We start from the raw sequence: 15485 nt of genomic DNA, 5'->3' as shown, positions 1-15485 counted from the left end.
ACTCAACTACTTGGTAACTGTTTAATGAACTCTAGCTTGTCGTTATTGCACCCATATCCATTTGAAAAGTTAAACCAACTTTTTAAGGATACTACCCCTGCTAACCTTCCCTTGATTCCTCTATCAATTGGTGAACCGAAGCACCCAGCACCAGAGTTTGTTAAACAGGCAATTATTGACAACTTCAATCATTTATCAACTTATCCAAACAGCAAAGGCTTACCTGAGCTTCGCCAAAGTATTGCAGACTGGTTAACTAAGCGCTTTAAACTTAATAGCATTAGTGCTGAAAACCACATTTTGCCAGTGTCTGGTACGCGTGAAGGGATTTTCTCATTTGTTCAGGCGCTCATTAACCGTGAAGATGCTCCGTATGTGGTAATGCCGAATCCGTTTTATCAAATTTACGAAGGCGCAGCTCTACTTGCGGGCGCACAACCTTATTTCATTAATTGCACCGAAGAAAATGATTACTTAGGCGATTTTGATGCTGTACCCGCAGAAGTCTGGGAAAAAACTGCTCTTCTTTTTGTATGTACGCCGGGCAACCCAACTGGTACTGTTCTTTCTAAAGAACAATTCAAAAAGTTAATCGCCTTATCTGATCAATATAATTTTGTTATTGCTTCTGACGAATGCTATTCAGAACTTTGGTTCGAGCAAGCACCTACAGGTTTATTAGAAGTTTGTGCAGAACTTGGTCGTGATGACTATAAAAACTGTGTCGTATTTCATTCACTGTCTAAACGTTCAAACTTGCCGGGTTTACGCTCAGGTTTTGTAGCGGGTGATGCAGAATTATTAAAACCATATTTGCAGTATCGTACTTATCATGGTGCAGCAATGCCTGTTCAACATCAACTTGCATCAATTGCGGCATGGAATGATGAAAACCATGTTGAAGAAAACCGTAAGCAATATCGAGCAAAGTTTGATTTATTCCAAAACGAACTAGGTCACTTATTACCTCTGCAAAAGCCAGATGCAGGTTTCTATTATTGGTTAAAAGTCGATAACGATGAAACTTTTGCCAAGATGCTAATGGAAAAAGCCCATATTAAAGTTTTACCAGGTCGTTATTTATCTCGTGACACAGATCAAGGTAACCCAGGGGAAAATCATGTACGTATGGCTTTAGTTGCCGATTTAGCGCAATGCGAAGAAGTAGTTAAGCGTTTGAAAGCAATTCTTTAAGCATAGATAAGTTGTATAGCCTTCATAATTATTTAGCATGAAGGCTATACAACGGGCATTAACTATAAGCAATGAGCAAGATTGCAAAACATATAAAAGCCAGACTAGAACAATAATATAAGCTTATCGCTGAACGTTTAATCTGTTCTAGAACTCGGTTTTGAAGCAGTAGCCGAACCAACAGTACGTTCCAACCAAGTACGACTCCAGTCATCCACGTACTCATCAGCAATTTTTGAACTAAACTAAATTGATGCTGAATAAGCAGCATTAAGCTACTATAAAACATAATATTTTTGGGATTAAGCAGACTAGATTGTATTCCCAACATTAAGCTCTTAACCTTATCCTGATGTTGGTACTCTTGATCAATCAAATCATTTTTTTCAGTAGCAAAAGTTAAGGTGCCAGTGCGAGCAGCCTTAAAACAAAGATAACTCAAATAAACCAAATACACAGACCCAAGCCATTTAAGTACTAAAAGAATCGTCGTACTCAAATTTCCAAGCAATATAAATCCGAACATACATGCCATCAAAATTAAGGCATTACCAAACGTAATTCCTGCAATGACGCCATATGTATAGCGCGAACCCTTTTGCAAAAGGCTAGTGAGAATAAGAAAAAAATCTGGTCCCGGAGATAACAGCGCTAAAAAATGAGTAAAGGCGATAACTAAAAAAACTTCCATAACGATTTCATCTTTAAAACTGTATGGAATAGCTTAAAAATAAAGAAAAATAATTTATTGTAAATTATTGCGCGGCTGCGAGTTGGAACTGACGAGGAGTGATTCCAGTATGCGCTTTGAAAGCTTTATGAAAATGGCTCTGATCACTGAAGCCTAAATTTACTGCCAACTCCACAAGCGAAATCCCTTGTTTTAATTGAGCTCTGGCTTGATTAATCTTTAAATTAATTTGAAATGCGTGAGGCGTTAAGCCAACATTAGCTTTAAAGAGACGAATAATTGCGTATCGACTAAGACCTACCTGCTGTGCAAGCTCTTCTAGAGAAATAAATCGTTCGGATGATTTGATAATATGAATTAAGTCCAAGAAGTCTTTATACAAATATTGAGTTTTCTGTATTTCTTCTAATATAAAATGAGGTAGTAACAACTGAGTAAGGCAATAGATAAGCGACTGTTCTTTTTCAAGAATCAATTTTTCAGGATCAAATAAAGTTTTATTCATACCAGAAAAAGCCTGATATAAAGACTCATCTTTAATAATGAGAGGTCTATGTTGGGGTAAATTTAAATCAAAGCCCTCTTTTTGAAATTCGGCATACCATTGATTAAGCCAAGATATATCCAGATGCAGCATCTGGTAACTCCAAGCCTGATCAGGTAATGGATTACAAGAATGTTCTATGTGGGCAGGTAAAATGACTAAGGTACCAGCAGAAATCTTTTGTGCTGTACCAAATGAACTTTGAAAAACGCTATTCCCTTCATCTATAGCTCCAATAGAAAATGTTGGATGACTATGAGACTTATAACATGTTCGACTAAAACAAGATCTTCTGGCTTCAACATAAGGCATTCGCCCATCTTGCCAAAACTCAAATGCTTGAGGAATAGCGTTCATTTAATTTATTAACTTGCTAATGCTTTTTCAATATCAGCTTCTAATGCTTCTGGTTTAGTCGTAGGAGCATAGCGATTAAGCACTGCGCCATCTCTCCCTACCAAAAATTTAGTAAAGTTCCATTTAATAGTACTACTGCCTAAAATGCCTTTAGCTTCACGCGTCAAATATCTAAAAATCACGTGGGCTTCTGGTCCTTTTACATCTACTTTTGCAAACATCGGGAATTTCACCCCATAGTTGCGTTGGCAGAACGTACCGATTTCTTTATTGTTACCCGGATCTTGCCCGCCAAACTGGTTGCAGGGAAACCCTAAAACTTCCAAGCCCTGATCTTTATATTTCTCATAAAGTTTTTCAAGGCCAGCAAATTGTGGTGTAAAACCACATTTACTTGCAGTATTTACAATTAGTAAAACTTTACCTTTGTAATCAGCTAATTGCTTAACTTCACCCTCTAACAGTTCAGCTTCAAACTGATAAATATTACTCATGGATAGGTTTCCTCATCATTTTTTTCTTGTGATTTAAGTTGTAATGATGCCGAGTTTACACAATAGCGCAAACCAGTCGGCTGTGGTCCATCTTCAAAAACATGCCCTAAATGGGCTTCGCAATCATGACAAACTATTTCTGTTCTGACCATACCATGCGATAAATCATCATGTTCTTCAATTGCAGTTGGCTCTATCGGTTTAAAGAAGCTAGGCCAACCACAACCACTGTCATATTTAGTGTCTGATGAGAACAATTCTGCACCGCAGCAACGGCAGACATAGGTACCATGTTGCTTCGTATTCCAGTATTGCCCCGTAAATGCTGGTTCAGTGCCCTTTTGTCGTGTAATCCGATATTCTTCTGGTGATAACTCTCTTTGCCATTCCCGGTCTGTTTTATTGACTTTTCCCATGACATGCACCTTTTATTCTGATGTAAACGTAAATCGTGTTTTATATTTACGCCATTCATCAAAAAAACACTAGTCTCTGAACGTAAAATTTGTTGGATTTTAATCATCTAAGCAATAGAAAGCAAAAAGTAAGCAAAGTTTAAAATTAAAAGTAAGCAAATTTATATTTTATTTTCTTTCAAGGAAGCAAAGATGGTGCTATTCTTGTTTGGCACGGTTGTATAGGACAAAACATGTCTCAGAAAAAAAGTGTGCTTTTCCAGCAACTATTACCAGTTATCAAACAGTATCAGCAATCGGGCTTTACCCATGAAAAAATTGTTGAATTACTAAAAGATCAACACGATCTGAATTTGGTAACAGTTAAAACATTTAAAAGTTATTTATACCGATATGCAAAAGTGAATCCAGCTATGTCTAAAAATACTGCCACCCTCCAATCCATGCCAACTTCTCGAGAAATAAAGAAATCATCGAAGCTTGAGCATGTTTGTTATGACATTCGCGGACCAGTATTACGAGCCGCCAATGAAATGGAAGAGCAAGGACATAAAATCATCAAGCTAAATATCGGCAACCCTGCTCCATTTGGTTTTGAAGCCCCACAAGAAATTATTAATGACGTTGCTTTAAACCTACCAAATGCGATTGGTTATGTTGACTCAAAAGGTATCTTTCCAGCACGTAAAGCTATCTGCCAATATTACCAACAAAAAGGCATTCTAAATATGCACGTGAATGACGTGTATATTGGTAATGGTGTGTCTGAACTTATTGTAATGGCGATGCAAGGCTTGCTTGATGATGGCGACGAAATGTTGATTCCAATGCCGGATTATCCGCTTTGGACAGCAGCTGTTAATCTTTCAGGTGGTACAGCAATTCACTATAAATGTGATGAAGAAAATAGCTGGTATCCAGATATTGCTGACATTGAAAGCAAGATTACATCGAATACTCGCGGTATTGTCATCATTAACCCGAACAACCCTACTGGTTCAGTCTATCCACGCCATATTCTTGAACAGATTGTAGTGCTGGCAAAAAAATATGATCTAATTTTATTTGCTGATGAAATTTACGACAAAATTATTTATGACGGCATTGAACATGTTTCAGTAGCCTCATTAGCTGGCGACCAGCTTTGCGTATCTTTTAATGGTTTATCAAAAGCTTATCGTATTGCAGGTTTCCGTTCAGGCTGGATGGCAATTACCGGAGATAAAAGCCGTGCTGCTGACTATATCGAAGGTTTAGATATGTTGGCGTCAATGCGCCTATGTGCAAACGTTCAAGCTCAATATGCGATTCAAACTGCTTTAGGCGGTTATCAATCAATTAATGACCTGATTCGTCCAGGTGGTCGTTTGTACGAACAGCGTAATATTGCTTGGGAAATGCTAAATGAAATTCCTGGTGTAAGCTGTGTAAAACCAGATGGAGCAATGTACTGCTTCCCTCGCCTCGATCCAAACATCTATCCAATTGAAGATGATGAAAAATTAATGCTTGATTTGTTACGTGCAGAGAAAGTGTTACTGGTACAAGGTACGGGCTTTAATTGGCCAACTCCAGATCATTTCCGTGTGGTTTTCTTACCGGCCGAAAATGAATTACGAGAGGCAATCACTCGTTTAGGTCGTTTCTTAGCCAATCGTCGTTAAAAAAATGCATATCAAAAAAGGCATCTTAAATTGGATGCCTTTTTTGATAATTTTATTTAACTAATTTAAGAAAAGAATAATTATAAACACCTCCACACTTTCATTTTCCCTAAAATAAAACATTGAATTTAAATAACTTCTATTAAAAATTTAATTTATTTAATCTTTAAATTCTGTTTAACAATTTATTTCTATATTTTTTACCATACGTTTAAATTTGTGCGTAATTTCACATTTCGCCCAATCTTCATTATGCAAAAAATGCATGGATCAATATTTTTTTGCATTTCACACTGCTTCAAAATCGAGCAACAATCCCCCTCCATAACAACATCACCATATTCGATTCGGTTAAAACAGATACAGGTATCTAGGAAGATAAAATCGGTAGAACGACCGGACTGAACTAACAAGGAAAGCTTTCAATCATTCAAATCCCATCAAAGAATGATTGAATCAAATGGATAGAGGTTCATATGAAGCAAAAGAAATTGCTCAAGTATATTGTTATTGCTATTTTACTTGGCGTACTGACAGGTTGGATTTGTCACCACTTCTTCAATGAGGGCGAACAACTCAAACAGATCGCTTCTTATTTCAGCATCGGCACAGACATCTTTTTACGCCTCATCAAAATGATTATTGCTCCATTGGTATTTGCCACAATTGTTTCAGGCATTGTATCAATGGGGAAATCTACATCAATTGGTAGTATCACACTCAAGTCAATGACTTGGTTCATTACTGCTTCGTTTGTATCGCTTGCTATCGGAATGGGTTTAGCAAACTTTTTCCAACCTGGTGCAGCTCTAGATTTAGCACTACCAACAGCTCAACAACTTAGTGGCGCTTCTCTCCCAGCGACCACTGGCTTTACGCTGCAATCATTCTTAAGTCATGTGTTTCCACGCAGTATTGCAGAAGCAATGGCAAATAACGATATTTTACAAGTACTTGTTTTCTCAATTTTCTTTGGTTCGGCACTTGCTTTTGTAAATCAAGGCAACGAGAAAGGGTCTGTTATTGTTCGTTTGACTGAAGAACTTAGCAAGATCATGTTCCGTATTACTGATTACGTCATGATGTTTGCACCTTTTGCAGTATTTGCTGCAATCGCTTCAGCAATTACAGTACAAGGTTTAGGCTTGATTGTTGACTACGGCATTTTAATCGCTGAGTTCTATTTCGGTCTTCTGCTACTTTGGATCATTTTGTTCTCTGTTGGTGCAATCGTACTTAAAAAAGATATTTTCCGCTTAGGTAAACTCATTCGTGAACCTGTAACTCTTGCTTTTGCTACAGCTTCAAGTGAATCTGCCTACCCTAAAGTAATGGATGCACTCAATAAATTTGGTGTACCTAAAAAGGTTACTAGCTTTGTATTACCGTTGGGTTATTCATTTAACCTAGATGGTTCAATGATGTACACCACGTTTGCGGTACTCTTTATTGCTCAAGCTTACAACATCGATCTTAGCTTCACTCAACAAATCTTAATTCTGCTAACTCTAATGGTAACAAGTAAAGGTATTGCAGGTGTATCACGAGCTTCAATTGTAGTTATTTCAGCAACACTCACCATGTTCCATTTACCTGAAGCTGGCATTCTTTTATTGCTTGGTATCGATCAGTTCCTTGACATGGGTCGTACTGCCACAAACGTAGTAGGCAACAGTATTGCTACCGCTGTTGTTGCTAAGCTTGAAGGCGAAAAAGTAGCAGATACTGAAGAGCTACCAGAACCTGTATTAATTAAATCAACTCAAGAACAAACAACCGCTTAAGTTTCTCTTTTCTCCCACTCTCCCAACTTAAGAGCAATTTTATATGACCTTATAAAATTGCTCTTCTTTTTATTCTAAAATTAAACAATAAAAATTTATGTGTATTTCCATATTAAATAATGAACTAAATAATGTATTTTCACTCCTATTAAATTTTCTTAAAATAAACCTTAAAAAGAGAATAAAAACCACCCAAACAGAATCTATATTCTTAGAAATAAACATCAATTGATTAATTTTTAATTCATTTCATTACTAATTAATTATATTAAACTATTGAAATTACTATTTAGTTTAACTATCAAAAAATCTATATAATTTTATTAATAAATAATATTATATATAATCAATGATATATAAATACCAAATGGTAAATAAAAACTATGTCAAACCCATTATTTTTAAATTTTATAATAGTGATAAAATTATTTACCTCCTTTATGTTAAAAACAAAAAAATTAAGATAAATTAGAAAAACTTAATAGATTTTTTATTTTATTCATGATATTTATTAACGCTAAATAAAGGCAATGACTAAGCAATTGTTGATGAAACAAAATGCTATTCAGGGATGCTTCTTATTCAAACAAGTTACGAATATGTTTTACATGGTATGTGTTTTGCTTAGGAAAAGCTGACATATTCGACAAACTTTTTTTACTTTCGTCACTTCATAAGGATATTTTCGATGTTGACTAAAACTGTTAAATCTTTAGGTTTAGCGATGGGCTTATTGGCCTGCTCTCTCCCACTTTACGCAAAAAATAATGTAGTTGTTGTAGCCACTGGCGGTACTATCGCGGGTGCTGGCGCAAGCTCAGCAAACAGTGCAACCTATACTGCTGCAAAAGTTCCAGTTGATGCCTTAATTAATGCTGTTCCACAAATCAAAGATTTGGCGAATGTCACCGGTATTCAAGCATTACAAATCGCTTCTGAGAGTATTACTGATAAGGAATTATTGGAAATTGCTCGTCAAGTAAATGAACTGGTAAAAAAACCATCTGTTAATGGTGTCGTGATTACTCACGGTACAGATACTTTAGAAGAAACAGCGTTTTTCTTAAATCTAGTTGTTCACACTGATAAACCTATTGTACTTGTTGGTTCAATGCGTCCTTCAACTGCTCTTTCAGCAGACGGACCACTTAACCTTTATAGCGCAGTTGCTTTAGCTGCTTCTGATGATGCAAAAAATAAAGGCGTTATGGTTCTTATGAACGACTCTATTTTTGCAGCGCGTGATGTCACTAAAGGCATTAACATTCATACAAATGCTTTTGTTAGCCAATGGGGCGCTTTAGGTACGTTAGTTGAAGGCAAGCCATACTGGTTCAGACAATCTGTAAAACGTTTTACAAATGCTTCAGAATTTAATATTGAAAATATTAAAGGCGATGCACTTCCAACTGTACAGATCGTTTATGGTTCAGACTCTATGCTTCCAGATGCATATGAAGCGTATGCAAAAGCAGGCGCTAAAGCGATTATTAATGCAGGTACTGGTAACGGTTCTGTACCAAAATATATCGTACCAACTTTACAAAATCTTCACGACAAGAACGGTATTCAAATTATCCGCTCATCACGTGTTCCACAAGGTTTTGTATTACGTGATGCAGAACAACCTGACTCTAAATATGGTTGGGTAGCAGCACATGACTTAAACCCTCAAAAAGCGCGTATTCTTGCTGCATTAGCTCTTACTAAGACTAATGACGTTAAAGAAATTCAACGTATGTTCTGGCAGTACTAAGTTTTTCAACCAGCTCAAACCTTGGTGTTTGAGCTGGTCATATTTTATAAAAATAATGTCTTTTATATTAAAACTGTACAATAGATGTTCAACTCATTCTTCTTAAATAATAAAATCCTTAACAGTTTGCCAAAATATTAACCATTTCCTTTTAACTTTGCGTGTTAAACTATGCTTCGGTCGCATTAAGGATTGGTTTATGCAGTTTGTTCATCTAGGTATTTATACAGAATTTTCGATTACAGAGTCGATAGTTCGCATACCTGACTTGGTCAATGCTGCGGTTAAAGACCAAATGCCTGCGTTGGCATTAACTGACCTCTCTAATCTCCATGCGGCAGTAAAGTTTTATAATTCTTGTTTAAAAAAAGGCATTAAGCCTCTTTTAGGTAGCACAATTCGCCTTGACGATGCTCAACACCGTGCAACATTACTTGCAATGAGTGATGTCGGGTGGAAAAGTCTAACCGAAATTGTTTCACGCGGTTTTATTGAAGGACAACAGCTCAGTATTCCATGTGTACAAAAAGAATGGATACTTGAACAGCATCAAGATATTATCGTTTTACTTGGTCAGCATAGTGATGTTGGTCAGATGCTTTGCTCATCTAACCCGCAAAAAGCAGCTCCCCTTTTAGAAGCATGGCTCGAAAAATTTGGTAACCGTGTTTATCTTGCTTTAACACGTACCGACCGTCCCGGTGAAGAAGACTTTATTCAAGAAGCAACTAAGCTTGCTGCACAATATAATATTGGTGTAGTTGCACATAATGATGTGCACTTTGTAGAAAAAGAAGATTTCGAAGCACACGAAGCACGTGTTTGCATCGCTGATGGTTATGTACTAGCAGATAATCGCCGTCCACGCATATATAGTCCTGAGCAGCACTTTAAAACCTCAGATGAAATGATCGAATTGTTTTCCGATATTCCTAGTGCTATCGAGAACACCTATCATATTGCTAAACGTTGCAACGTTAAACTGCAACTCGGTACTTACTTTTTACCTGACTATCCAATTCCAGATGGTTTTACCATCGACACTTATTTTGAACATTTATCTAAAGTGGGCTTGGAAGAACGCTTAAATTATCTTTACCCTGTTGAAAAACGTGGCGAAGACTGGCCTGAGATTCGTAAGCCTTACGATGAACGAATTGATTATGAAGTTGGTATTATCCTGAAAATGGGTTTCCCTGGATACTTCCTCATCGTCATGGACTTCATTCGATGGGCAAAAAGTAATGGTGTTCCTGTCGGGCCAGGTCGTGGTTCAGGTGCAGGTTCATTAGTCGCCTATAGCTTAGAAATTACTGACCTTGACCCTCTTCGTTACGATCTGCTCTTCGAACGTTTCTTGAACCCAGAACGTGTATCGATGCCTGACTTTGACGTCGATTTCTGTATTGCTGGACGTGACCGCGTTATTGATTACGTATCGCGTACTTATGGTCGCGAAGCCGTTTCACAAATTGCAACTTTCGGAACCATGGCAGCAAAAGGTGCAATCCGTGATGTTGCACGTGTATTGGGTAAATCTTACGGTTTAGCTGACCGTATTTCAAAAATGGTACCTACCAAACCGCTCGGTGTGGACTTAGCCACCGCCATTGATATGGAACCTCAGCTTAAAGATATTGTGACCAATCCATCTAACCCAGATAACGACGATGCAAGCGAAATCTGGGAAATGGCATTAAAGTTAGAAGGTATAACCCGAAATACTGGTAAACATGCCGGAGGTGTAGTTATTGCACCAGGTAAAATTACAGATTTCTCGGCTGTACTTTGTGATGCAGATGGAACAAATCGTGTTGCTCAATATGATAAAGACGATGTAGAAGCAGCGGGTCTGGTCAAGTTCGACTTCTTGGGTTTACGTAACTTAACCGTTATTGAAGACGCGATTCAAAATATTAATAAAAACCGCGACAGTAATGATCAACTCAATATCTTGCATGTTCCTCTAGACGACGCTAAAGCCTATTCTGTCTTTGCCGATGCAAATACGACAGCGGTATTCCAGTTTGAATCCGTCGGTATGAAACGGATGCTTAAAGAAGCACGTCCAAGCAAATTTGAAGAAATTATTGCGTTCGTATCCTTGTATCGTCCGGGTCCAATGGATCTGATTCCTGACTTTATTCACCGTATGCATGGTGGAGATTTTGAATATCTCCATCCTCTTTTAGAAGGTGTATTAGAACCAACTTACGGGATTATGGTTTATCAGGAACAGGTGATGCAGACTGCACAGATCTGTGCAGGTTATACGTTAGGTGGCGCAGACTTATTACGCCGTGCAATGGGTAAAAAGAAACCCGAGGAAATGGTCAAACAGCGCCAAATCTTCTTAGAAGGTGCTGCTGAAAAAGGGATTGACGAAAGTACAGCAAACCATATCTTTGACTATATGGAAAAATTTGCAGGCTATGGTTTTAACAAATCTCACGCGGCTGCTTATGCCCTAGTTGCCTACCATACTGCATGGTTAAAAGCTCACTATCCTGCTGAGTTTATGGCAGCGGTAATGACATCGGAAATGCAAAACACGGACAGTGTTGTATTTTTGATTGATGACTGTCGAAACAATAATCTTGAAGTCTTACCACCATCAGTCAACATGTCGACTTATCACTTCCATGCAAGTAACGATAAAACGATTGTTTACGGTTTAGGTGCAATTAAAGGCGTCGGCGAACAAGCAATGCAGTCAGTTATTGACTCTCGTCGACAATTTGGTCCTTATACAGATTTATTCGATTTTTGCCATCGTATTGATTTGAAGAAAATCAATAAGCGTACTCTTGAAGCTTTAATTCGCGCGGGTGCACTCGATTGCTTAGGAATTGAACGTGCAAACTTAATGGCACAATTGCCTGAAGCTGTTCAAGCTGCTGAACAAGCTCGTAGTAACCGTGAAAGCGGAATTATGGATTTATTTGGCGAAGTTGAAGAAGTTCAACGCAAGCCAGCTAAACCAGTAAAACCATGGAGTGACGAAGTTCGTCTCAAAGGCGAAAAAGATACGCTTGGTTTATATTTAACGGGTCATCCAATTGATGTCTACCGACAAGAGCTCAAAGCTTTTATTCCTGTAAAACTAAACGAAATTACTGCGACGCGTCGTGGTGTTACGACAGTTTATGCAGGTTTGGTCATTGATGTCGCAAACTTCCCGAACCGTGTGGTTATTGTACTTGATGATGGTACGGCACGTATTGAAGTCAGCTGTAACCATGAACGTTTCCAACGTTTTAAAGATATTGTGCAAGTTGAGCGTGTTGTAGTTTTCGAAGGCGAAATCTATGAGCGAGAAGGCTTTGATCGTCCAATGGGGCGTTTAACCAAGGCTTTCACATTAAATGAAATAAGACAAAAACGTGCTAACAGTATTCAAATCAAATTAACAGAAGAGTTCATGCAGCCAACATTAGCAAAAGATCTGCAAAACATGATCTTGCCATTTTGCAATGTAGATATGCATCAACATATCACTCTACAGTTACAGATTGACCAGCCTTATGCTCAAGCAGAGCTTCTGTTTGGTCCGCAATGGAAAGTCGCTCCTCTAGATGAATTACTTGCTAAACTCAGAGATTATTTTGGTAAAGATAATATTTATATTGAATATCAAGTAAAGTCGAAAGCAGCTAAAGCAGCAGACCCTGTTCGTCCACATGCTGTTGCCCCTCCTCCTGCGGGTATGTCTATGGACGATGCATTGGATTTATACCAAAGCGAAGTTTCTCAATATTCGTAATTTCTGGAAATCTTATGAGTTCGTTTGACCAAACCACCGTGTCAAAACAATTAGCACAAGTGCGTATTGTCATGGTAAATACTACTTTGCCTGCTAATATTGGCAGTGCTTTACGTGCCATGAAAACAATGGGACTCATTAAATTAGTTCTTGTAGCACCCAAAACATATCCTCATCCAGATATACAAGCGCTTGCTGCTGGTGCTCAAGATTTATTTGAGCACCTTGAGATTGTAGACACCTTAGAAGATGCGATTAAAGATTGTCATTTAGTATTTGGAACAAGTGCTCGTAGTCGTACCATTCCTTGGCCTTTACTTGATGTGCGACCTGCAGCTAAAGAAGCTATTAAGGCAACATCTCAAGGACAACAAATTGCTATTGTTTTTGGCCGTGAAGACCGTGGCTTAACAAACGAAGAATTAGCACTGGCAAATTATCATTTAACGATTCCTGTTAATCCAGACTATGGCGTGTTAAATGTTGCGCAAGCGATTCAAGTTGTATGTTACGAACTTCGCATGTCTGCTCTTGAGCAAGAGCAAGTCGATCAGAATGTAGATGAAATGCCATTAGTTCAAGGCCAAAGCATGCAATGGGATGAACCTTTGGTGACTCAGCAACAAATGGAAGAGTTTTATCCTCATCTAGAAAAAATGCTGACTGAAATCGAATTTTTAGATCCAGAAAATCCACGTTTATTACCTTTACGCTTGCGTCGTTTATTTGGTCGTATACAATTAGATCGTATGGAATATCATTTACTTCGCGGTATTTTTAGTCGCGTACAAGCTTTAACAAGTGGTAAATGGAAAAAAGCATTATCTGACAAGGAGGATCAACCCAATGCTTAAGCAGCTTAAAGAAGATATAAAAGCTGTATTTGCGCGAGATCCTGCTGCCCGCAATACACTAGAAGTTCTCACGACTTACCCGGGTATTCATGCAATTATGATGCATCGTGTCGCGCATGAATTATGGCAAAAAGACTGTAAAGGTGCAGCTCGCCTACTTTCTTCATTTAGCCGTTTTGCAACTGGAATTGAAATTCATCCTGGCGCTAAAATCGGTAAGCGTTTTTTTATTGATCATGGCATGGGTGTTGTGATTGGTGAAACTGCCGAAATTGGTGATGATGTTACGCTTTATCATGGTGTTACCTTAGGTGGTACCACTTGGAAAACTGGTAAACGCCATCCTACTTTAGAAGATGGTGTTGTTGTGGGTGCCGGTGCGAAAATTTTGGGTCCATTTACTGTAGGTAAAGGTGCCAAAGTCGGTTCGAATGCTGTAGTGACCAAAGCTGTTCCTGCTGGAGTAACTGCTGTAGGCAACCCTGCTCGCTATATCTATAAAGATGCCGACAAAACTAAAGATAAAGATGAAGAACGTCGCCGCGATTATGCACAAAGTATTGGTTTTGCCCCATATGCGACAACTGCTGATCAGTCGGACCCTATTTTAGAAGGTATGCGCGTTTTACTTGATCGTATTCAGCACAATGAAACGCGTATGAATAATTTATGTCAGCGTTTATCAGAGCTAGATCCTAGCTTCAAAAAGGAAAGTCAAGATGAACAACCTTTTAGTGATGAAGAGCTAAAAATTCTTGAAGAAGTGCGTCGTGAATGTGGGGCACAAAACAAGATATCAAAAACGTAATATTCTTGATTCATAATGTAACACGCTTACTCTTGCATGTCGGTTTAGCTTTTTCTAGACTTGTCACTACCAAATCTGACTTTACTAAAATGAACGGAAGATCCTATGAATTTTAAGCCTTTGGCATATATCATCCTTGCGACTTCAAGTTTAACAGCTTGTACAATGGCACCTGTAAAACAACAAAAAATTGAGCCTTTTGTTTTCAAGGAACCAGAGCTTACTCCTCCTTTTTATGCGTTAAATCCTTTTAACTATGATCAACCGCCAGCATTTGAAGTTGCCTTAAAAGACGCTGCTGCACAGCCAGTAACCAAAATGGTTGTTAATCGTCAAGATGACCCAACTAAACAGCTTACTCTCGACGTCAATAAATTGATTGTTCCAACTGTAAATAATTCACAGCGTTCAATGAAATATGCTGTTTTAGCTGGTGAAAATGAAATTGATGTTACAAGTATTGACGACTTTTTACAGTTAGTAGAAGGCAAAGCTCGTCACTACCCACCTCGCTTTACTGATCGCCAAGAACGTAAAGGTTTCGAAAGTAAACTTAAAGAAGTAACACAACAACTTGATACACTTGCTGCAAACCCAAATGCATCATTTGATATTTTGCTTCGTGCTTTCAAAGCAAGTGTTCTTGCGCGTAATCTTGATTTAGGTACCGTTCATACCACTAGATCTTTAGAATATGCTCAAAGACTTTTAAAAATTAGCCCAGATGATGCAGAAACGAACTTCTGGTTTGGTTTCGGTTTATCTGAAGGTGGTGGTCAACGTGAAGCCATTCCTTACTTAGATAAAGCCATTAAAGGTAATGTTCAAGAAGCATATCTAGCTGCTGCAAATAACTATATTGCAATGGAGCAAAAGAAAAACGCGATTCAAACGCTCAAAAATTATAAAGTAAAATATCCAGATGAAGCTGAAATTGCTGATCGTTTAATTCAAGAAATTGAAAAACAAGGTCGTTGGAATGTATGGCAAGTATTGACTAACCCAGCTATGTCTCCTGCTACCTCTACTGCAACATCTAAAAAATAAGCTTAGTGCTTCAAAAAGGGCTGTTTTGACAGCCCTTTTTTGTATTTGATCATTTGAAAATTACTTTAAAATTTGTATGATCTACCTACCATTGAGCCACTATATTTTGACCC

Annotated in this window: 12 protein-coding genes; 8 read left to right on the top strand and 4 right to left on the bottom strand. The window is 38.0% G+C overall.

Annotation, left to right across the window (positions count from 1 at the left end; genetic code table 11):
- Positions 1 to 24 precede the first annotated feature (24 nt).
- Positions 25 to 1194, top strand: coding sequence for a succinyldiaminopimelate transaminase (gene dapC / locus ACS125_RS11950; protein ID WP_443273961.1), 1170 nt, complete (start codon positions 25 to 27; stop codon positions 1192 to 1194).
- A gap of 58 nt (positions 1195 to 1252) precedes the next feature.
- Here dapC and ACS125_RS11945 read toward each other — a convergent pair whose 3' ends face one another.
- The 4 genes from ACS125_RS11945 to msrB all read right to left on the bottom strand — a co-directional run bounded on the left by ACS125_RS11945 (position 1253) and on the right by msrB (position 3696).
- Positions 1253 to 1885, bottom strand: a complete 633-nt coding sequence (locus tag ACS125_RS11945; protein WP_443272333.1) for a LysE family translocator — start codon at positions 1883 to 1885, stop codon at positions 1253 to 1255.
- A 64-nt stretch (positions 1886 to 1949) separates the two neighbouring features.
- Positions 1950 to 2786 (bottom strand): AraC family transcriptional regulator, encoded by an 837-nt coding sequence (locus ACS125_RS11940; protein WP_443272331.1) that lies wholly within the window; start codon positions 2784 to 2786, stop codon positions 1950 to 1952.
- A gap of 8 nt (positions 2787 to 2794) precedes the next feature.
- Positions 2795 to 3280 (bottom strand): glutathione peroxidase, encoded by a 486-nt coding sequence (locus tag ACS125_RS11935; RefSeq protein WP_003651303.1) that lies wholly within the window; start codon positions 3278 to 3280, stop codon positions 2795 to 2797.
- The gene (gene msrB / locus ACS125_RS11930; RefSeq protein WP_004792889.1) at positions 3277 to 3696 is read right to left on the bottom strand and encodes a peptide-methionine (R)-S-oxide reductase MsrB; all 420 of its coding nucleotides are present in this window, start codon (positions 3694 to 3696) and stop codon (positions 3277 to 3279) included. The genes ACS125_RS11935 and msrB overlap by 4 nt, the downstream gene beginning before the upstream one ends.
- Before the next feature lie 233 nt (positions 3697 to 3929).
- Here msrB and ACS125_RS11925 point away from each other — a divergent pair, with 233 nt between their 5' ends.
- The 7 genes from ACS125_RS11925 to ACS125_RS11895 all read left to right on the top strand — a co-directional run bounded on the left by ACS125_RS11925 (position 3930) and on the right by ACS125_RS11895 (position 15372).
- Positions 3930 to 5360, top strand: coding sequence for a pyridoxal phosphate-dependent aminotransferase (locus ACS125_RS11925; protein ID WP_009388272.1), 1431 nt, complete (start codon positions 3930 to 3932; stop codon positions 5358 to 5360).
- A 476-nt stretch (positions 5361 to 5836) separates the two neighbouring features.
- A complete protein-coding gene (locus ACS125_RS11920; RefSeq protein WP_174732717.1) occupies positions 5837 to 7144 on the top strand; it encodes a dicarboxylate/amino acid:cation symporter in 1308 nt (435 codons plus the stop codon).
- A gap of 688 nt (positions 7145 to 7832) precedes the next feature.
- The gene (locus ACS125_RS11915; protein ID WP_004792894.1) at positions 7833 to 8900 is read left to right on the top strand and encodes a type II asparaginase; all 1068 of its coding nucleotides are present in this window, start codon (positions 7833 to 7835) and stop codon (positions 8898 to 8900) included.
- Positions 8901 to 9099: 199 nt separating this feature from the next.
- Entirely contained in the window at positions 9100 to 12663 is a 3564-nt protein-coding gene (gene dnaE, locus ACS125_RS11910) for a DNA polymerase III subunit alpha (protein ID WP_174758992.1), read from the top strand.
- Positions 12664 to 12677: 14 nt separating this feature from the next.
- On the top strand, positions 12678 to 13517 hold the full coding sequence (locus ACS125_RS11905) for an RNA methyltransferase (protein ID WP_174758993.1): 840 nt from the start codon (positions 12678 to 12680) through the stop codon (positions 13515 to 13517).
- Complete coding sequence (gene cysE, locus ACS125_RS11900; RefSeq protein WP_151962632.1) at positions 13510 to 14325, top strand: serine O-acetyltransferase; 816 nt, start codon at positions 13510 to 13512, stop codon at positions 14323 to 14325. Before ACS125_RS11905 ends, cysE begins: the two co-directional genes overlap by 8 nt.
- Before the next feature lie 105 nt (positions 14326 to 14430).
- A complete protein-coding gene (locus ACS125_RS11895) occupies positions 14431 to 15372 on the top strand; it encodes an ABUW_2363 family tetratricopeptide repeat lipoprotein (protein WP_174740672.1) in 942 nt (313 codons plus the stop codon).
- Positions 15373 to 15485 lie beyond the last annotated feature (113 nt).

This window comes from Acinetobacter sp. PFS20 (genome assembly GCF_052261015.1).
In the GTDB taxonomy this organism is placed as follows: Bacteria; Pseudomonadota; Gammaproteobacteria; order Pseudomonadales; family Moraxellaceae; genus Acinetobacter.
The sequence above is the reverse complement of the archived record's forward strand: the minus strand, read 5'-3'. Positions and strand labels throughout refer to the sequence as shown.

Coding starts and splice junctions, on each gene's coding strand:
- dapC (WP_443273961.1), top strand. CDS start 25: ATGAACTCTAGCTTGTCGTTATTGCACCCATATCCATTTGAAAAGTTA.
- ACS125_RS11945 (WP_443272333.1), bottom strand. CDS start 1,885: ATGGAAGTTTTTTTAGTTATCGCCTTTACTCATTTTTTAGCGCTGTTA.
- ACS125_RS11940 (WP_443272331.1), bottom strand. CDS start 2,786: ATGAACGCTATTCCTCAAGCATTTGAGTTTTGGCAAGATGGGCGAATG.
- ACS125_RS11935 (WP_003651303.1), bottom strand. CDS start 3,280: ATGAGTAATATTTATCAGTTTGAAGCTGAACTGTTAGAGGGTGAAGTT.
- msrB (WP_004792889.1), bottom strand. CDS start 3,696: ATGGGAAAAGTCAATAAAACAGACCGGGAATGGCAAAGAGAGTTATCA.
- ACS125_RS11925 (WP_009388272.1), top strand. CDS start 3,930: ATGTCTCAGAAAAAAAGTGTGCTTTTCCAGCAACTATTACCAGTTATC.
- ACS125_RS11920 (WP_174732717.1), top strand. CDS start 5,837: ATGAAGCAAAAGAAATTGCTCAAGTATATTGTTATTGCTATTTTACTT.
- ACS125_RS11915 (WP_004792894.1), top strand. CDS start 7,833: ATGTTGACTAAAACTGTTAAATCTTTAGGTTTAGCGATGGGCTTATTG.
- dnaE (WP_174758992.1), top strand. CDS start 9,100: ATGCAGTTTGTTCATCTAGGTATTTATACAGAATTTTCGATTACAGAG.
- ACS125_RS11905 (WP_174758993.1), top strand. CDS start 12,678: ATGAGTTCGTTTGACCAAACCACCGTGTCAAAACAATTAGCACAAGTG.
- cysE (WP_151962632.1), top strand. CDS start 13,510: ATGCTTAAGCAGCTTAAAGAAGATATAAAAGCTGTATTTGCGCGAGAT.
- ACS125_RS11895 (WP_174740672.1), top strand. CDS start 14,431: ATGAATTTTAAGCCTTTGGCATATATCATCCTTGCGACTTCAAGTTTA.